The 16,544-nt window shown below is 70.8% G+C and carries 19 protein-coding genes and 2 riboswitches; of the genes, 5 read left to right on the forward strand and 14 right to left on the reverse strand.

The genetic code is table 11. The features are described from left to right. The first annotated feature begins 88 nt into the window (after positions 1–88). The 3 genes from ACFYXK_RS06410 to ACFYXK_RS06420 all read left to right on the forward strand — a co-directional run bounded on the left by ACFYXK_RS06410 (position 89) and on the right by ACFYXK_RS06420 (position 2,951). Positions 89–592, forward strand: a complete 504-nt coding sequence (locus ACFYXK_RS06410; protein WP_383504173.1) for an ATP-binding protein — start codon at positions 89–91, stop codon at positions 590–592. Positions 593–972: 380 nt separating this feature from the next. Next, positions 973–1,764 (forward strand): polysaccharide deacetylase family protein, encoded by a 792-nt coding sequence (locus ACFYXK_RS06415; RefSeq protein ID WP_389410064.1) that lies wholly within the window; start codon positions 973–975, stop codon positions 1,762–1,764. After that, positions 1,761–2,951, forward strand: coding sequence for a YncE family protein (locus tag ACFYXK_RS06420; protein ID WP_389410065.1), 1,191 nt, complete (start codon positions 1,761–1,763; stop codon positions 2,949–2,951). The genes ACFYXK_RS06415 and ACFYXK_RS06420 overlap by 4 nt, the downstream gene beginning before the upstream one ends. 85 nt (positions 2,952–3,036) lie before the next feature. On the opposite strand, the gene ACFYXK_RS06425 is transcribed toward ACFYXK_RS06420, so the two are convergent. Both ACFYXK_RS06425 and ACFYXK_RS06430 read right to left on the reverse strand, forming a co-directional pair. Further along, the gene (locus ACFYXK_RS06425) at positions 3,037–4,278 is read right to left on the reverse strand and encodes a cytochrome P450 (RefSeq protein WP_389410066.1); all 1,242 of its coding nucleotides are present in this window, start codon (positions 4,276–4,278) and stop codon (positions 3,037–3,039) included. Beyond that, entirely contained in the window at positions 4,259–5,041 is a 783-nt protein-coding gene (locus ACFYXK_RS06430) for a tRNA-dependent cyclodipeptide synthase (protein ID WP_389410067.1), read from the reverse strand. Before ACFYXK_RS06430 ends, ACFYXK_RS06425 begins: the two co-directional genes overlap by 20 nt. Positions 5,042–5,297: 256 nt before the next feature. Here ACFYXK_RS06430 and ACFYXK_RS06435 point away from each other — a divergent pair, with 256 nt between their 5' ends. Further along, entirely contained in the window at positions 5,298–5,510 is a 213-nt protein-coding gene (locus ACFYXK_RS06435; RefSeq protein ID WP_389410068.1) for an EF-hand domain-containing protein, read from the forward strand. A 71-nt stretch (positions 5,511–5,581) separates the two neighbouring features. Here ACFYXK_RS06435 and ACFYXK_RS06440 read toward each other — a convergent pair whose 3' ends face one another. The 5 genes from ACFYXK_RS06440 to ACFYXK_RS06460 form a co-directional block, all read right to left on the reverse strand. Next, on the reverse strand, positions 5,582–6,142 hold the full coding sequence (locus ACFYXK_RS06440) for a PadR family transcriptional regulator (RefSeq protein ID WP_389410069.1): 561 nt from the start codon (positions 6,140–6,142) through the stop codon (positions 5,582–5,584). Positions 6,143–6,206: 64 nt separating this feature from the next. Beyond that, complete coding sequence (locus ACFYXK_RS06445) at positions 6,207–7,028, reverse strand: energy-coupling factor ABC transporter ATP-binding protein (protein ID WP_389410070.1); 822 nt, start codon at positions 7,026–7,028, stop codon at positions 6,207–6,209. Continuing rightward, a complete protein-coding gene (gene cbiQ, locus ACFYXK_RS06450) occupies positions 7,025–7,774 on the reverse strand; it encodes a cobalt ECF transporter T component CbiQ (protein ID WP_389410071.1) in 750 nt (249 codons plus the stop codon). The genes ACFYXK_RS06445 and cbiQ overlap by 4 nt, the downstream gene beginning before the upstream one ends. 3 nt (positions 7,775–7,777) lie before the next feature. Then, complete coding sequence (locus tag ACFYXK_RS06455; RefSeq protein ID WP_389410072.1) at positions 7,778–8,167, reverse strand: energy-coupling factor ABC transporter substrate-binding protein; 390 nt, start codon at positions 8,165–8,167, stop codon at positions 7,778–7,780. Then, complete coding sequence (locus ACFYXK_RS06460; protein ID WP_389410073.1) at positions 8,167–8,862, reverse strand: energy-coupling factor ABC transporter permease; 696 nt, start codon at positions 8,860–8,862, stop codon at positions 8,167–8,169. Before ACFYXK_RS06460 ends, ACFYXK_RS06455 begins: the two co-directional genes overlap by 1 nt. Positions 8,863–8,890: 28 nt before the next feature. Further along, a riboswitch (cobalamin riboswitch) is annotated at positions 8,891–9,086 on the reverse strand. 83 nt (positions 9,087–9,169) lie between these two features. Here ACFYXK_RS06460 and ACFYXK_RS06465 point away from each other — a divergent pair. Beyond that, on the forward strand, positions 9,170–9,883 hold the full coding sequence (locus ACFYXK_RS06465; RefSeq protein ID WP_389410074.1) for a flavodoxin family protein: 714 nt from the start codon (positions 9,170–9,172) through the stop codon (positions 9,881–9,883). Between the two features lie 40 nt (positions 9,884–9,923). Here ACFYXK_RS06465 and ACFYXK_RS06470 read toward each other — a convergent pair whose 3' ends face one another. The 7 genes from ACFYXK_RS06470 to gcvT all read right to left on the reverse strand — a co-directional run bounded on the left by ACFYXK_RS06470 (position 9,924) and on the right by gcvT (position 16,185). Further along, positions 9,924–10,424, reverse strand: coding sequence for a hypothetical protein (locus ACFYXK_RS06470; RefSeq protein ID WP_389410075.1), 501 nt, complete (start codon positions 10,422–10,424; stop codon positions 9,924–9,926). 116 nt (positions 10,425–10,540) lie between these two features. Then, a complete protein-coding gene (locus tag ACFYXK_RS06475) occupies positions 10,541–10,957 on the reverse strand; it encodes an SsgA family sporulation/cell division regulator (RefSeq protein ID WP_389410076.1) in 417 nt (138 codons plus the stop codon). A gap of 183 nt (positions 10,958–11,140) precedes the next feature. Continuing rightward, positions 11,141–11,446 (reverse strand): hypothetical protein, encoded by a 306-nt coding sequence (locus tag ACFYXK_RS06480; protein ID WP_389410077.1) that lies wholly within the window; start codon positions 11,444–11,446, stop codon positions 11,141–11,143. A gap of 255 nt (positions 11,447–11,701) precedes the next feature. Then, the gene (locus tag ACFYXK_RS06485) at positions 11,702–13,084 is read right to left on the reverse strand and encodes an L-serine ammonia-lyase (RefSeq protein ID WP_389410078.1); all 1,383 of its coding nucleotides are present in this window, start codon (positions 13,082–13,084) and stop codon (positions 11,702–11,704) included. Between the two features lie 219 nt (positions 13,085–13,303). Then, a complete protein-coding gene (gene glyA, locus ACFYXK_RS06490) occupies positions 13,304–14,560 on the reverse strand; it encodes a serine hydroxymethyltransferase (protein ID WP_301366366.1) in 1,257 nt (418 codons plus the stop codon). Between the two features lie 15 nt (positions 14,561–14,575). After that, positions 14,576–14,956, reverse strand: coding sequence for a glycine cleavage system protein GcvH (gene gcvH, locus ACFYXK_RS06495; protein WP_389410079.1), 381 nt, complete (start codon positions 14,954–14,956; stop codon positions 14,576–14,578). Positions 14,957–15,069: 113 nt separating this feature from the next. Continuing rightward, on the reverse strand, positions 15,070–16,185 hold the full coding sequence (gcvT, locus tag ACFYXK_RS06500; RefSeq protein WP_389410080.1) for a glycine cleavage system aminomethyltransferase GcvT: 1,116 nt from the start codon (positions 16,183–16,185) through the stop codon (positions 15,070–15,072). 184 nt (positions 16,186–16,369) lie between these two features. Then, positions 16,370–16,473, reverse strand: a riboswitch (glycine riboswitch). Positions 16,474–16,544: the final 71 nt, after the last annotated feature.

Genomic DNA, 16,544 nt, shown 5'->3' on the forward strand with positions numbered 1-16,544 from the left:
CGGGACGCCCCCTTGGAATCGACCATTCCGGGGGGTGTTTTCCTGTGGAACGGCCCGGACGGGCGTATCTCCCGTCCATGATGGGTTCATGGCGGGCCTGGAGGGTGTGGAACAGCCGCGGCAGCGCAGCAGCGCTTCCGCCGTACGGCTGACGGCGGCTCTTGAGGACGAACAGGGTCTCAAGGCACTGGAGTTGTACGGGAATCCGGCCGAGGCGGAAGTGACGCTCCCGTCCATGCCCGAGTCGGCGAGCACCGCCCGCCGGCTCACCCAGTACGTGGTGATCCGCTTCTGGGGTTTCTCCCCGCAGGTGTCCGAGCACACCGTCCTGCTGGTCTCGGAACTCGTCGGCAATGCGGTGCGCCATACCGGCGCCCGCTCCTTCGGCTTACGGATGCTGCGGCGGCGCGGCTGGATCCGGGTCGAGGTGCGCGACCCCTCGCGCGGGCTGCCCTGCCTGATGCCGGTCCACGAGCTGGACACCACCGGCCGGGGGCTCTTCCTCGTCGACAAGCTCTCCGACCGCTGGGGTGCCGACCTGCTGCCGCGCGGCAAGTTCACCTGGTTCGAGATGCGGGTGGCCGACCGCTGACCCCGGAATGCCTGAAGCCCCCGGTCGCCGCGGTGGGGCGTCGTGGGGGCTTCATGGATCCGCCGAGGATCGAAGGGGGTGTGATCCTCGGCGTGGCGACTTCGCTCGGGTCAATGGGGAAGCCGTGATTCCGACTATGGCAGACGGGCGACCAAACGCCAAAAGTCCCAACTTGGACATAAGTGTGCAAATACTAAGAGTTTCCGTCTAAATCCTAGGTGAGGTCGACCACTCGCCTCGCAATCAATGAATAACTATCCACCGCAGTGTGTGATTCGTTGATCGCATACCGGACACTCCCTCGGGTGGGTGTACTCCGGTGGAGGTCCCGAATTGGGTCAATCGTTATCTTCGGGGTCATCCACCACTTAAATGGGCGGGTGCTCTGCTACCCGGACCGCCGATCTGCCCTCCGCGCCGGCGCGGCGGCCGCCGCCGGCGCCCTCACCGCCGCCTGCGGCGCCGGCGGCCCGACCCCCTCCGCGCCGCCGGCCGAGGCCGCCCCGGCCACCGGCCCGGCCGCGCGGGTCGGCCGGGCGGCCGCGCCCGCCCCGCGCCGGATCCCCGGACAGCCCGACGAGATCGGGCACGGTCCGCGCGACCGTCCACGGGTCGCCCTCACCTTCCACGGCAACGGGGACCCCGCCATCGCCCGGGCCGTACTGGCCGAGGCCGAAAGAGCGGGCGCGCGGGTCACCGTACTGGCGATCGGCAGCTGGCTCGACGCCCACCCGGACATGGCCCGCCGGGTCCTGGACGGCGGCCACGAGCTCGGCAACCACACCCAGCGCCACCTCGCGATCAACGAGATGCCCGAGGCGGAGGCCTACGTCGAGATCACCGGCTGCGCCCAGCGGCTCAAGCGGCTCACCGGCTCCATCGGCACCTGGTTCCGGCCCTCCCAGACCCAGTACGCGACCCCACTCGTCACGAAGCTGGCCCGGCGGGCCGGCTACCCGCACGTGCTCTCGTACGACGTGGACTCCCTCGACTTCACCTCGCCCGGCGCCGCGGCCGTCATCCGCACCGTCACCGGGACGATCCGCAGCGGATCGGTGGTGAGCCTGCACTTCGGCTACGCGGACACGGTCGACGCGATGCCGCCCCTCCTCGAAGAACTCGCGCGCCGCAAGCTGCGCGCGGTGACCACCACGGAGCTGCTGACCTCATGACGACCACCCGCCTTCCCCGGAGGGCCACCGTGCTGCTGGCCGGTCTGGTCCTCGCCGCCCTGGCCGGCTGCGGATCGGCCGACAAGGAGCCCGCCGAGGCGCTCGGCTCCGCGGCCCCGGCCCGGGAGCCCGTCAAGGCCGTACCGGCCGTGCCGCAGGGCCTGGCCGGGATGCCGCCGCTCCTCGACCCGAACGACGTGTACGCGGCCGACCGGCCGAACAACCTCGCCCCGGTGGTCAAGGACTTCCCCTCCCGCGTCTACGTGCCGAACACCACGTCCAACACGGTGTCCGTCATCGACCCGAAGACGTACAAGGTCATCGACACCATCCCGGTCGGCGTCCAGCCCCAGCACGTGGTCCCGTCCTGGGACATGAAGACCCTGTGGGTCAACAACAACCGCGGCCACACGCTCACGCCGATCAACCCCGCCACGGGCGAGGCCGGCGCGCCCGTCGAGGTGCACGACCCGTACAACCTGTACTTCACGCCGAACGGCAAGTACGCGGTCGTGATGGCCTCCATGGACCGCGAACTGGTCTTCCGCGATCCGCACACGATGAACCGCGTGAAGACCGTCCCGGTGACCTGTTTCGGCGTCAATCACGCCGACTTCTCCGCCGACGGCCGCTACTTCATCGTGAGCTGCGAGTTCTCCGGCGAGCTCCTCAAGGTCGACACCGAGAAGATGGAGGTCGTCGCCCAGCAGAAGCTGCCCTTCGAGGGCGCGATGCCACAGGACGTGAAGGTCTCCCCGGACGGGAAGACCTTCTACGTCGCGGACATGATGGCGCACGGCATGTGGGTGTTCAGCGGCGACAAGTTCGACATCCCCAAACTGCTGCCCACCGGAAAGGGCACCCACGGCCTGTACGTCAGCCGCGACTCCAGGGAGATGTACATCTCCAACCGCGGCGAGGGCAGCATCTCCGTCTTCGACTTCAAGCAGAACAAGCTCACCAAGAAGTGGGAGCTCCCCGACGGCGGCAGCCCCGACATGGGCGGCGTCTCCGCCGACGGCAAGGTGCTGTGGCTGTCGGGCCGCTACAACTCCGAGGTCTACGCGATCGACACGGCGACCGGCGAGCAGCTCGCCAAGATCCCGGTGGGCGGCGGCCCGCACGGCCTGGCCGTCTACCCGCAGCCCGGACGCTACTCGCTCGGCCACACCGGCATCTTCCGCTAGACCGCCGGTAGTACGGGGAGTACAGGACACGGCGGCACGGCGGCGCCCCGGGAGCTCGCACGGCTCCCGGGACACCCCCGTTCCGTCACCAGGCGACGGGAAGCCGCTCCGGCAGCCGCTTGATGAAGCCCGTACGCCACACCAGGTTCTCGGCGGGCACCGCGAGCCGCAGGCCGGGCAGCCGCTCCACCAGCACCCCGAGCGCGATCTCGGCGTGCGTCCGGCCCAGCGCGGAGGCCGGGCAGAAGTGCCGGCCGGCGCCGAACGCGAGGTGGGCGTTGGGGCTCTTGCGCCCCAGGTCCAGCTCGCCCGGGTTCTCGAAGGCCTCCGGGTCGAAGTTGGCCCCCTCGAGCAGGACGAGGACGAGCTCACCCTCCCGGACCAGGACGTCGCCCACCTGGACGTCCTGCGTTGCGATGCGCGGCAGGCCGTCACCGACCGACAGGTTCCAGCGCAGCAGTTCGTCGACGGCCCGGCCCATGCGCTCGGGGTGCTCCCGCAGGTAGCCGATGAGCTCCGGCCTCTGCAGCAGCGCGAGGACCGCCAGCACGAGGAACGCCGAGGTGGACACCGCCCCCGCCCCGAAGAGCGAGACGGCGACGGTCGCGAACATGTCGTCGGTCAGGTGAGCCGACTGCGGGTCCGCCTCCTTCAGCTCCGCGAACCTGCCGAGCAGCCCCGTACGCTGCTCGGCAGGCCGCGCGAGCTGCGCCCTCAGCTGATCGGCGAAGTAGCCGACGTCCTTGTACCAGTTGAGCGCGGAGTCGGCGAACGGCTCGCGAGCGGTCATGAACGCGACGTCCAGCCCCGACATCAGGCGCCGCCGGTCCTCGAACGGCACCCCGAGCACCTGGCAGTGCAGCGCCGCCGAGAAGGGGTCGGCGAACCCCGCCCGGAGGTCGGCCGGGGCGCCCTCGGCGACGATCCGGTCGACGAGCTCCCCGGCCTGGGCGCGCAGCCGGTCCTGGAGCCCCTTCCGGCGCGGGTTCAGCGCCTTCATCACCGCGTCGCGCAGGCCGGCGCTGTTGATGTTGCCCATGTTGTCGACGACCTCGGGCGGGATCGTCAGCGCGTACTGGCGCGGGACCCCGGCGTTCGCCGTGTCCTCGAGGCTGAACCGCTCGTCCTCCAGCACCTGCTTGGCCAGCGCGTAGCTGCTCACCAGCCAGGCCGGGTCCCCGGTGAGGGTGCGGACCTTCGCGACGGGCGCCTTCTCGCGCAGCCACGTGCACTCCTCGGGCAGGACGTCGCCGCGCCGTGAGAGCGGGAAGTCCAGGAGGGCCCCGCCGGCGTCGTGCTCCCGGCCCTCAAGCTGCTCGACGCCCATCGGCGTTCCCTCCGGTCGGTGCGCGGTGCGCGGGCGGCGCCGCCGCCACGGGCGCCGGGTGCGGTGCCTGTGCGGCCTCGGGCCGTACGACGGCGTACGCCTGGTTGCGGGTCGCCCGCAGGCCCCCGCCGCGGGCGAAGAGGACGTCCGTGAGCGGCATCTTGACGTGGTAGGCCGCCACCGAGGACGGCACGTCCAGAATGCTCGGGGTGTCCACGAAGAACGGCAGCTCGGCCGCCATGTAGTCGAAACAGACCTGCAACTGGCCGGCCGTGATGGATTCACCCTCCGGCAACTTGGAGCCGACAAAGTGCAAGGCCATCTCTTCGCAGCCCTTGCGGAATTCCTCGTCGGTCTCCAGGAAATGCAGGATGCGGCGGTGCAGGAGTTGGTAGACGGGGTTCGGCTGGAACTCGGAAAGTGCTCTCACGCGGATTTCCGCATGGGGGTGCCCTGATTCCTCCACGCCCTTGAGAATGCGCCGCCGGACCGCCTTGATCTCCTTCGCGGCGCGCTTCCGTGCGTGTTCCCGGGTGTGGCCGAAGGCGGCGAACATCCGGTCCACATGGAGGTCTGCGTACACGAAGTCGACCTGCGCGAAGCGGGTCACGGCCCATCCGGCGAGACTTCTGATGCGCTCTGCACTGAAGTAGCTGTTTCCGGGGCTGACTCCGATGAGAACATGATCGCCGTCTTCCCAGATATGGCGGCAGGTGCGGGTGAAGGGCAGAACTTCGAATGATGCGTCGACTGTGATCGTCATCTGTGTGATCGCCCTTGTTGCCGCTTGTCCCTGGGAGCCCTGCGCTCCTGGTGTGGCGGCAATGCCGGTACGTTATGCCGTGACCCCGGAACGTGACAAGTCCAAGCCGTATTTCTTGGCAGGAATTATTTCTTCCGCATCGCGGAAGGTTAATTGAATTTATATCTGCCGCCCGAACGGGACCCGCGGGCGGGGGAGGTGCCCGGCTGCCGCTACCCTTGGCCGGTCAACAAGCACCGAGAAGGGGTGGATCCCAGTGGCTGACATCGAGAGCGCGCGGGCGACGTTCGGCAAGTTCGACGCGGACGGTGACGGCTTCGTCACGGCCGACGAGTACAGCGCGGCCATGAAGGCGATGGGCGACGCGTACGTGACCGGCGCCGTCGCGGACGCCGTGATCGCGGCCAAGGACAGCAACGGCGACGGCCTGCTGAGCTTCGACGAGTTCTGGGCCTCCCTGAACAAGTAAGCCCTGCACAGCCCCCGCCAGGCCTTCCGGCCGGGCGGGGGCGTTGCGCTGCCCCGGCGCGTTTCCCGGGGTCAGGAGACGGCTCCGCCGGGCGGCGGCGCCATGTCCTCCACCTCGCCCAGGGCCTCCTCCAGCCAGCGCAGCCAGAACGTCTCCAGGCCGATGCCGCCGTGCAGCACCAGCCGCCGCAGCCGGTCCTCGTCGGAGTCCCGCTCCGGCGGGAAGTCCTTCTCCTCGATCGCCTCGTAGACGGCCAGCTGCCGCCGGTGCAGATCGAGATGGCGCCGCAGCTCCCCGGCCAGCCCGTGCGGGCCCACCACGGCGGCTGCCCGGATCCGCAGCAGCAGCGGATCCCGGATGGCCTTCGGGTCCTGGCTCTCGCCGACCCACCGCGCGAGCTCCGCGCTCCCGCCCGCCAGCACCTCGTACTGCTTCTTCTGCCCCCGTACGGGCACCTCGCTGGGCAGCGCCCGGATCAGCCCGGCCTCCTCCAGGCGGCCGAGCTCGCGGTAGATCTGCTGGTGCGTCGCGGACCAGAAGTACCCGATCGACCTGTCGAACCGCCGGGTCAGCTCCAGCCCCGACGAGGGCTTCTCCAGCAGGGCGGTCAGGATGGCGTGCGGCAGCGACATGCGGCCATCCTAGGGATGCGGGAGACCGAGGCCCGCGAGCCCGGCATGATCCACGAGACGCCCCCTAGACCCAAGCGGCGAGGGCTTCGGGGGATTTCGGGCCCGGGGCGTGCGGGGGGAGGAGGCCGTGGGCGCGGAGGAAGGCGGTCACCGCCGGGGACCAGGCCTGGCGGAGGCCTGCCGAGGCCAGGAGCTCCGGGTCCGACAGGAGGTCCTGCGCCGGGCCGACGCGGATGCCCGACGGGGTCAGCACCGCCGCGTCGTCGGCCCAGCGGACCGCCAGGTCGACGTCGTGCGTGGCCATGACCACCGTGGTGCCGGCCGCTCGCAGGCCCGCCAGGACGTCCAGCAGCCGCTCCTGACCGTCCGGGTCCAGGCCCGCCGTCGGCTCGTCCAGGATCAGCACCCGCGGAGCCATCGCCACCGCCCCCGCGATCGCCGCGCGCTTGCGCTGCCCGTACGAGAGCAGGTGCGTCGGGCGGTCCCGCAGCGCCGTGATGTCCAGCGCGGCGAGCGCCGAGTCCACCCGGGCGCGGACCTCGTCCGCGGGCAGCCCCATGTTCATCGGGCCGAAGGACACGTCCTGTTCCACCGACGCCGCGAACAGCTGGTCGTCCGGGTCCTGGACCACCAGCTGAACCGACGTGCGCAGCCGGACCAGGCCCGCCCGGTCGTACGACACCGCCGTCCCGTCCAGGCGCAGCGCCCCCGAGCCGGGCCGCAGGCCCCCGCTCAGCAGCCGCATCAGCGTGGTCTTGCCGCTGCCGTTGCGGCCCAGCAGGACCAGTGCCCGGCCCTCCGCGATGGCGAAGTCCACGTCGGACAGGACCGCCGGGCCGTCCTCGTACGCGTAGCCGGCTCCGGCCAGTTCCACCAACGGGTTCACAGGTACAGCCCCTTCAGGGTGAGAGTCAGGGTGATCAGGACCGCCAGCAGGGCCCCCGACGCCGCCAGGAACCGCCACGACAGGGCCGCCTCGGGTACGAGGACCCGCAGGGCGCCGTCGTAGCCGCGCCCGGCCAGGCCCACCTGGAGCCGCGCCGCGCGGTCGAAGGCCCGTACGAAGGAGGTCGCGGCGAGCCCGGCCAGCGAACGCCACACCGCGGCCCGGCCCGACTGCCCCAGGCGGGCCGCCTGGGCGCGCCGGACCTGGGCCATCGAGTCCAGCAGCAGGAAGCCGATGCGGTACATGACCAGCGCCACGTCCACCACCGGCGCCGGGACCCCGGCCCGGACCAGCCGGGGCAGGACGTCCGAGACGGGCGTCGTGAAGGCGAACAGCAGCACGCCGAGGGAGGCCGCCGAGGTCCGCAGCAGCAGCTCCGCGGCATGCCGGGGGCCGTCGGGGGCGAGCGAGACGAACCCGGCCGGTCCGCCGACGGCGACCAGCAGCGGCAGTGCGCCCGTGACGCAGAAGCCCAGCGGGATCCGGAAGGCCCGCCACAGCCGGCGTCCGGCCACACCGGCCGGGCCGAGCAGCACCGCCAGCGTCGCCGCGGCGACCAGCGGTCCGCCGGGCCAGGGCGGCAGGCACACGGCGGTCACCGTCAGCCCCAGTCCCAGCAGGGCCTTCTCGAGCGGATGGCGGCCACGCCAGCGACTGCTGTGCGCGGCCACGTCGATCGGCAGCACCGCCTACGACCCCGTGGCGCCGGTGCCCGAGGGAACGCCCGCGGGGTCCGGCGGAGCCGCAGCCGTGTCCGCGGCCGCGGCAGCCGCCGCGGCCGCGCCCTGCCGGCGGCCCTTGCGGACGCCGAAGTAGTACGCGAGCACGCCCGCGCCGAGCGCCGCCTGGAGGGCGAAGAGTGCCGACTCCACCTCCCCGGAGGGGGGTTCGTACAGCGGCGAGAACCACGGCTCGTAGTCCGGCTTCAGCTCGGTGATCGCCGCCTCCGCCTGCGCGTCGGCGCCCGTGAACGGCTCCTCCTTGCCCTCGCCCAGTCCCAGCGCGAGCGGCAGCACGGCCAGGGCCGCCACCAGGAGCAGCAGCAGGCCGTTGATCTTCGTGTTCCGGTTCATCGCCATCAGACCGCCGTCGCCTTCTGCCCGCTGCCGCCGGTCAGCTTCGCGACGCCCAGCCGGACCAGGTCCGACTTGCTCGACTGCATCAGCAGCCGCATCACGAGCACCGTCAGCAGGCCCTCGCTCACCGCGAGCGGGACCTGGGTGACCGCGAAGATGCCCCCGAACTTCGCCAGCGCCCCCGGGAACCCGCTGCCCGGGTCCGGGAAGGCCAGCGCCAGCTGCACGGAGGTCACGCAGTAGGTGACCAGGTCGGCGAAGAAGGCGCCGAAGAAGACGGTCACCATCAGCGGGACGCCGAGGCGCTTCAGCAGCAGATAGACCCCGTACCCCGCCCAGGGCCCGGCGATCGCCATGGAGAAGACGTTCGCGCCGAGTGTGGTCAGTCCGCCGTGCGCCAGCAGCAGCGCCTGGAACAGCAGGGTGATCGTGCCGAGCACCGCCATGATCGGCGGCCGGAACAGGATCGCGCCGAGCCCGGTCCCGGTGGGGTGCGAGCAACTGCCCGTCACCGACGGGATCTTCAGTGCGGAAAGGACGAAAGTGAATGCACCGGACGCCCCGAGCAGCAGCGTGCTCTCCGGGTTCGCCTTCACCTCGCGGGTGAGGGCGCGCACACCGTGGACGACGAACGGAGCGGACGCGGCGCCCCAGGCGACCGCGTGCAAAGGGGGCAGAAACCCCTCGGCTATATGCATGGGTAGGGAGACCTCTCCAGCACCTCGTGGATGGACAACGCGCCCCGGCCGGTCTCCTGGCTCTCGGGTGCTGATGCCCTGACTCCGCCTTCCCGGGCGATGCGGATCCCCCCGCGCCGCCCAGTGGCTTCCCAGAGGAGTGGAGCCGGACTTCCCGTTCACAGTGGCGAGGGCCGCACCGGTTTCCCACCGGTTTCCCGTACACCAAGGCCCGTTGACCCTAGTCGGACGGACGGACCGGTACCAACCCGGCCCGAACGGGTGCGGTCCGCTGGCGGCCCCGGCGATCGCCGCCCAGGCTGGCAGCGTGGCCGCCGACTACGACTACTCCGACCTGACCGCCCTCTACGTCAACTGCACCCTCAAGCGCTCGCCCGAGCCCAGCAACACCGAGGGCCTGATCGAGCGGAGCCGCGCCGTCATGGAGGCGGCCGGCGCCCGGACCTCGCTGATCCGCGCCGTCGACCACGACATCGCCACCGGTGTCTGGCCCGACATGACCGAGCACGGCTGGGAAACCGACCAGTGGCCCGTCCTGTACAGCCAGGTCATGGACGCCGACATCCTCGTGCTGTGCGGACCGATCTGGCTCGGCGACAACAGCTCCGTCATGAAGCAGGTCATCGAGCGGCTCTACGCCTGCTCCTCGATCCTGAACGATCAGGGCCAGTACGCCTATTACGGCCGCGTCGGTGGCGCGCTCATCACCGGCAACGAGGACGGCGTCAAACACTGCGCCATGAACATCCTCTACAGCCTCCAGCACCTCGGCTACGCCGTCCCGCCGCAGGCCGACGCGGGGTGGATCGGCGAGGCCGGGCCCGGGCCCTCGTACCTGGACCCCGGCTCGGGCGGTCCCGAGAACGACTTCACCAACCGGAACACGACCTTCATGTCTTGGAACCTCATGCACCTGGCGGCCCTGCTGAAGCGCTCGGGCGGGATCCCGGCGCACGGCAACCAGCGCTCGGAGTGGGACGCCGGCTGCCGCTTCGACTTCCCGAACCCCGAGCACCGGTAGTCCCTCACGCCGATACGTCGGCCAGCGTCCACTCCCGTCTTCACCGGCACACGTTGCGGTGGGCGACGTCCAGCACGAACCGCTCGGGCCCGTGCAGCGTGAAGGAGGTGAAGGCGGGCTTGGCGTCGAAGGCGGCGCCGAAGGTGACGTACCCCTCGAAGTCGCCGGTCATGGCGAGGCCCTTGAGCCGGGGCAGGTAGATCTTGACGAGCTTCGGCCCGTGGTACGTGCTGTCGCCCGCGCGGTCGTGCGCGGCGGCGGGGTGCAGGCGGATCTGCAGGAAGTGCTTCCCGGCCAGCGGGACGGGCATGCCGGACCCGTCCTGGACCGGCTTCGGCACGCGGGTGACGACGACCTCGGGGACGCGTCCCCGCAGGTCGATGACGATGCGGTCGTACGTGCAGTGCCCGCCCCAGCGGGCGTTGACGACGAGCGGCGTGGGCCGGACGACGGCCGAGGCCGGCGCGGCGAGGGTGATCCCGGCGGTGAGCAGCGCACCTGTGGCCAGGGCCACGAGCTGCCGGCGGCGGAGGTGGTTCATGACGTCCCCCTGATTCTTCGGAGGCGGGGACCGGTGTCACTGCTGAGGACACTCCGGGCAGGCTCATGGTTGCACCCAAAACGCCAGAAACAAAAAGAAAAGGGACCAATCGCCCCCTATCGGGGCAGGAGGGTGCTCAGCTCGGCGTCGAGGTCGTAGTGCCGCTGCTCCTCGCCCCGCGGCACCAGCCCGACCAGCCGCCGGCACAGCGTGCGCACGTCCTTCGCACGGGCGGACACCACGCAGCTCCGCTCGCCGTTGGTGAAGGCGAGGAACACCCGCGGCTCCCTGCCCTGCCAGCGGGGCCACACCTGGACGTCCCCCTCGCCCGTCGCGCAGACCTCCCCGTCGAGCAGCAGGTCCCGGGAGAAGACCCAGCGTGCCACGTGCATCCCGGCGCCCCGGAAGTCGAGGGCCAGCTCGTAGGGCCGGTCGCAGCGGTAGGTGAAGGCCCCGAGCAGCGGAAGGGGTGCGGGCGAGGCCTCCAGCCGGAGCGCAAGGACGTGGTGCTCGATACCGTCCGTGCCGTCCATGCGCTCCACCTCTCCGTCGGCTCGCGGGGGGAGAATCCGCCCTCTCGGGCAAGCTAGCCCACCTGCCGGCCGCCCCAGCGGGCCGAAGGTCCCGACCCGGAGGGCCGCTGGGCCCGTCTTGGCACAGGAAAGCGAAGGGGCCCGCCCTCCGGGGGAAGGGCGGGCCGCTGCGTCACCGGTCCGTTACGGGACGGGGTTGAAGACGAGCGAGTCGTTGGACTGCCCGACGGCGGTGAAGCCGGCGCCGTTGGCCTGGGCGCCGTTGCTCTGGTTGGACGCCCCGGAGCCGGTGGCGACCTGCTGGGTGGTGGAGGCGTTGCCGAGGTTGCTGCCGGCGACCCCGCTCCCGAGGATCTCGGCGACGGCGGCGTTGGACGAGACGCCCGCACCGGCCCCGTTGTCGGCCTGGGCGACGCCGGCGAAGAGCGCGACGGCGAAGGGGAGCGAGGCGACGGCGGAGATCACGCGGATGCTGCGGTTGCTTGCCATGATGAAGTCCTCCAGTACGCAAAAAGGCTGCGGTCCAAGGCGGTTGGCCGGCCGCCGGGGGTGTGGCCGCGACGTCACGTGATCACCATGGCGCAGGTGATCATCGAGAAACCAGCCCGCGGCCGAGGGTTCGCCCTCACGCGTGATCAACTCCCCGCAAACCTCAAATCACCTGCGAATTAAGCCTGTTGCGGCGGGCAACGCGGAGGGGCCCGACGCGTTGCGCCGGGCCCCTCACTCGTCATGCGTGCCGGATCAGCACTCGATGACGTTGACCGCCAGACCACCGCGGGCGGTTTCCTTGTACTTGACCTTCATGTCGGCGCCCGTCTCCTTCATGGTCTTGATGACCTTGTCGAGGGAGACCTTGTGGGTGCCGTCGCCGCGCATCGCCATCTTCGCCGCGGTGACCGCCTTGACCGCCGCCATGCCGTTGCGCTCGATGCACGGGATCTGGACGAGGCCGCCGACCGGGTCGCAGGTCAGGCCCAGGTTGTGCTCCATGCCGATCTCGGCCGCGTTCTCCACCTGCTCGGGGGTGCCGCCCAGGACCTCGGCGAGGGCGCCGGCCGCCATCGAGCAGGCCGAGCCGACCTCGCCCTGGCAGCCGACCTCGGCGCCGGAGATCGAGGCGTTCTCCTTGAAGAGCAGGCCTATCGCGCCGGCCGCCAGCAGGAAGCGGACCACGCCCTCCTCGTCGGCGCCGGGCACGAAGTTCACGTAGTAGTGCAGGACCGCCGGGATGATGCCCGCGGCGCCGTTCGTCGGAGCGGTGACCACCCGCCCGCCCGCGGCGTTCTCCTCGTTCACGGCCATCGCGTAGAGGGTGATCCACTCCATCGACAGCGCCAGCGGGTCGCCCTCGGAGCGGAGCTTGCGGGCGGTGTTCGCCGCCCGGCGCCGGACCTTCAGGCCGCCGGGCAGGATGCCCTCGCGCGACATGCCGCGCGAGACGCAGGCCTGCATGACGCGCCAGATCTCGAGCAGGCCCTCGCGGATCTCCTCCTCGGTGCGCCAGGCCTTCTCGTTCTCCAGCATCATCGCGGAGATCGACAGCCCGCTTTCCCGGGCCATGCGCAGCATCTCGTCGCCGCTGCGGAAGGGGTACTTCAGCTCGGTGTCGTCGAGCTTGATCCGGTCCTCGCCGACCGCGTCCTCGTCCACCACGAAGCCGCCGCCGACCGAGTAGTACGTCTTCTCCAGCAGCGGGGCGCCCGAGGCGTCGTAGGCGAAGAGCGTCATGCCGTTCGCGTGGTACGGCAGGGAGCGGCGGCGGTGCAGGATCAGCTGGCTCGGCTCGTCGAAGGCGATCTCGTGCGCCTCCCCGATCTCGGTGCCGAGCAGGCGCAGGCGCCCCGTCCGGCGGATGCGCTCCACCTCGTCGTCGGCCGTCTCCACGTTCACCGAGCGGGGGGAGTGGCCTTCCAGGCCCAGCAGCACGGCCTTGGGCGTGCCGTGGCCGTGGCCGGTCGCGCCGAGGGAGCCGTACAGCTCTGCCCGGACCGCTGCGGTCTGGGCGAGTACGCCGTCCTTCTTCAGCCGCGTCACGAACATGCGGGCGGCCCTCATCGGACCGACCGTGTGGGAGGAGGAGGGACCGATGCCGATGGAGAAGAGATCGAAGACGGAGATGGCCACGGTGGCGGACTCCCTTGTCTGCTCGTGGGTGGAGGGGCAGGCGGGGCTGATCGTATGAGGGGGGATTGTTCGGATTTTGTCCGACAGTCGAGCTTAACGTGGCGAGGTGAACGTTTCGTCTGCCCGCGATGGTCGCCGGACGGCGCTCGGGTATGGCTCGTGTCACACAGGAAGGGCCCGGCCCTGTGTGACACCAGGCCGGGCCCTCCCAAGCCGTCGCTAGAGCGTCGGGTACAGCGGGAACTTCGCCGCGAGCGCGGAGACGCGCGCCTTGAGGGCCTCGCTGTCGTACGCGGGCTTCAGCGCCTGCGCGATGATCTCGGCGACCTCGGTGAAGGCCTCGGCGTCGAAGCCGCGGGTGGCCAGGGCCGGCGTACCGATCCGCAGGCCCGAGGTGACCATCGGCGGCCGCGGGTCGTTCGGGATGGCGTTGCGGTTGACCGTGATGCCGACCTCGTGGAGGCGGTCCTCGGCCTGCTGGCCGTCCAGCTCGGAGTTGCGCAGGTCGACCAGGACCAGGTGCACGTCGGTGCCGCCGGTGAGGACGTCCACGCCCACGGCCTTGACGTCGTCCTGGACCAGGCGGGCGGCGAGGATCTTCGCGCCCTCCAGGGTGCGCTCCTGGCGCTCCTTGAACTCGGGCGAGGCCGCGACCTTGAAGGAGACCGCCTTGGCCGCGATCACGTGCTCCAGCGGGCCGCCCTGCTGACCGGGGAAGACCGCGGAGTTGATCTTCTTGGCCAGCTCCTGCGTCGACAGGATGACACCGCCGCGCGGACCGCCGAGGGTCTTGTGCGTGGTGGTGGTGACGACGTGGGCGTGCGGCACCGGGTTCGGGTGCAGGCCCGCGGCCACCAGGCCGGCGAAGTGCGCCATGTCGACCATCAGGTACGCGCCGACCTCGTCCGCGATGCGGCGGAAGGCGGCGAAGTCCAGCTGGCGCGGGTAGGCGGACCAGCCGGCGACGATCAGCTGCGGCTTGGACTCCTTGGCGAGGCGCTCGACCTCGGCCATGTCCACCTCGCCGGTCTCGTCGACGTGGTACGGGACCACGTTGTAGAGCTTGCCGGAGAAGTTGATCTTCATGCCGTGGGTCAGGTGACCGCCGTGGGCCAGGTTCAGGCCCATGATCGTGTCGCCCGGCTTCAGCAGCGCGAACATCGCGGCGGCGTTCGCCTGCGCACCCGAGTGCGGCTGGACGTTCGCGGCCTCGGCGCCGAACAGCGCCTTGATGCGGTCGATCGCGATCTGCTCGACGACGTCGACGTGCTCGCAGCCGCCGTAGTAACGGCGGCCGGGGTAGCCCTCGGCGTACTTGTTGGTCAGGACCGAGCCCTGGGCCTCCATGACCGCGACCGGAGCGAAGTTCTCCGACGCGATCATTTCCAGGGTGGACTGCTGGCGTGCGAGCTCGGCGTCGACGGCGGCGGCGACGTCCGGGTCGAGCTCGTGGAGAGGGGTGTTCAGAACAGACATCAGGATCCCCTGTGGTCAGTTACCGGCGGTGAGCTTGGCGTACTCCTCGGCGGAGAGCAGGTCGGCCGGCTCCTCCGCGATGCGCACCTTGAACAGCCAGCCGCCCTCGAACGGGGCGGTGTTCACGAGCGCCGGGTCGTCCACGACGTCCTGGTTGGACTCGACGACCTCACCGGTGACGGGGGAGTACAGGTCGCTGACGGACTTGGTCGACTCCAGCTCACCGCAGGTCTCGCCCGCGGTCACCGTGTCGCCGACCTCGGGGAGCTGGGCGTAGACGACGTCACCGAGCGCGTTGGCCGCGAACTCCGTGATGCCGACCGTCGCGACGCCGTCCTCGGCGGTCGACAGCCACTCGTGCTCCTTGCTGTAACGCAGCTGCTGGGGGTTGCTCATGACCTGATTCTCCTGGATGCGGGGGAGTGGATACGAACAGTGGTCTTGCGTACTGAGACGGCCGGTACGGCGCCCGTACGACGGCGGTAGGGAGCCGGTACGGGGTACGGGTGTTACTTCTGCCGCTTGTAGAACGGCAGGGCCACGACCTCGTACGGCTCATGCGTACCGCGAATGTCCACGCCGACACCGGAGGTGCCGGGCGCGGCGTGCGCCGCGTCCACGTACGCCATCGCGATCGGCTTGCCCAGCGTCGGGGACGGGGCACCCGAGGTGACCTCGCCGATGACCTGTCCGTCGGCCACGACGGGGAAGCCGGCGCGCGGGACGCGGCGGCCCTCCGCGATCAGGCCGACCAGCTTGCGCGGCGGGTTGGTGGCAGCGCGCTCGGCGGCGGCCTCCAGGGCGGCGCGGCCCACGAACTCGCCCTCCTTCTCGAACTTCACGACCCGGCCCAGCCCCGCGTCGAACGGGTTGAGCGAGGTGGTCAGCTCGTGCCCGTACAGCGGCATGCCCGCCTCCAGGCGCAGGGTGTCGCGGCAGGACAGGCCCGCCGGGACCAGGCCGACGCCCTCGCCGGCCTTGGTCAGCGCCTGCCACAGCTCGACGGCGTGCTCGGGGGCGACGAACAGCTCGAAGCCGTCCTCGCCGGTGTAGCCGGTACGGGCGATCAGCGCGGGCACGCCCGCGACCGTGCCCGGCAGGCCGGCGTAGTACTTCAGGCCGTCCAGGTCGGCGTCGGTGAGGGAGGCGAGGATGCCGGGGGACTCCGGGCCCTGCACGGCGATCAGCGCGTACGCGTCGCGGTCGTCGCGGACCTCGGTGTCGAAGCCGGCGGCGCGCTCGGTCAGGGCGTCCAGGACGACCTGGGCGTTGGAGGCGTTCGCGACGACCATGTACTCGGTCTCGCCCAGGCGGTAGACGATCAGGTCGTCGACGATCCCGCCGTCCTCCTGGCAGATGTGCGTGTAGCGGGCGCGGCCGACGCCGACCGTGGAGATGTTGCCGACCAGCGCGTAGTCCAGGGCCTTGACGGCCTCCGGGCCGGTCAGCGTGATCTCGCCCATGTGGGACAGGTCGAAGAGGCCGGCCTTGGTGCGGACGGCGTTGTGTTCGTCGCGCTCACTGGCGTACCGCAGGGGCATGTCCCAGCCCGCGAAGTCGGTCATGGTCGCACCGAGCGAGCGGTGCAGCGCATCGAGGGCGGTCAGGCGGGGGGCAGTGCTCATGGGTGTGGCTCCCGGGTCCCAGGGCATGACATGACGAGGACGATCCTCCCCATCTGTCATCGGAACCTGAGAGGTTCGCCGAGAGTTCCCGGTCGGACCCGGGGAACCTCGACTTGCACCTTGGGTGGAGCGCACGCGGATGCCGTCGTGAGGGACGGCGGCGCGGCTCGCTTTTCAGATCTGCCTCATCCACGCGGTACGGGGCCTGAGAGATTCAAGGGAGGAACTTGCTCCTTCGGCGCCCGGGCACGGCCTCGCGGCCTGCCGGGACTCTCCCGCGCGGATTCAAGCGGCCGGTATGCAGTTGGTCCAGATGGCGCACATCATTGCACGCCGTCCGGGTGATCGGGCGGTCGGGC

The organism is Streptomyces sp. NPDC002209 (genome assembly GCF_042890265.1).
GTDB lineage: Bacteria > Actinomycetota > Actinomycetes > Streptomycetales > Streptomycetaceae > Streptomyces.

Excerpts from the sequence above, each read along its gene's own strand:
- ACFYXK_RS06410 (WP_383504173.1), top strand. The coding sequence starts at position 89 with ATGGCGGGCCTGGAGGGTGTGGAACAGCCGCGGCAGCGCAGCAGCGCT.
- ACFYXK_RS06420 (WP_389410065.1), top strand. The coding sequence starts at position 1,761 with ATGACGACCACCCGCCTTCCCCGGAGGGCCACCGTGCTGCTGGCCGGT.
- ACFYXK_RS06425 (WP_389410066.1), bottom strand. The coding sequence starts at position 4,278 with ATGGGCGTCGAGCAGCTTGAGGGCCGGGAGCACGACGCCGGCGGGGCC.
- ACFYXK_RS06430 (WP_389410067.1), bottom strand. The coding sequence starts at position 5,041 with ATGACGATCACAGTCGACGCATCATTCGAAGTTCTGCCCTTCACCCGC.
- ACFYXK_RS06440 (WP_389410069.1), bottom strand. The coding sequence starts at position 6,142 with ATGTCGCTGCCGCACGCCATCCTGACCGCCCTGCTGGAGAAGCCCTCG.
- ACFYXK_RS06455 (WP_389410072.1), bottom strand. The coding sequence starts at position 8,167 with ATGGCGATGAACCGGAACACGAAGATCAACGGCCTGCTGCTGCTCCTG.
- ACFYXK_RS06460 (WP_389410073.1), bottom strand. The coding sequence starts at position 8,862 with ATGCATATAGCCGAGGGGTTTCTGCCCCCTTTGCACGCGGTCGCCTGG.
- ACFYXK_RS06470 (WP_389410075.1), bottom strand. The coding sequence starts at position 10,424 with ATGAACCACCTCCGCCGCCGGCAGCTCGTGGCCCTGGCCACAGGTGCG.
- ACFYXK_RS06475 (WP_389410076.1), bottom strand. The coding sequence starts at position 10,957 with ATGGACGGCACGGACGGTATCGAGCACCACGTCCTTGCGCTCCGGCTG.
- ACFYXK_RS06480 (WP_389410077.1), bottom strand. The coding sequence starts at position 11,446 with ATGGCAAGCAACCGCAGCATCCGCGTGATCTCCGCCGTCGCCTCGCTC.
- glyA (WP_301366366.1), bottom strand. The coding sequence starts at position 14,560 with ATGTCTGTTCTGAACACCCCTCTCCACGAGCTCGACCCGGACGTCGCC.
- gcvH (WP_389410079.1), bottom strand. The coding sequence starts at position 14,956 with ATGAGCAACCCCCAGCAGCTGCGTTACAGCAAGGAGCACGAGTGGCTG.
- gcvT (WP_389410080.1), bottom strand. The coding sequence starts at position 16,185 with ATGAGCACTGCCCCCCGCCTGACCGCCCTCGATGCGCTGCACCGCTCG.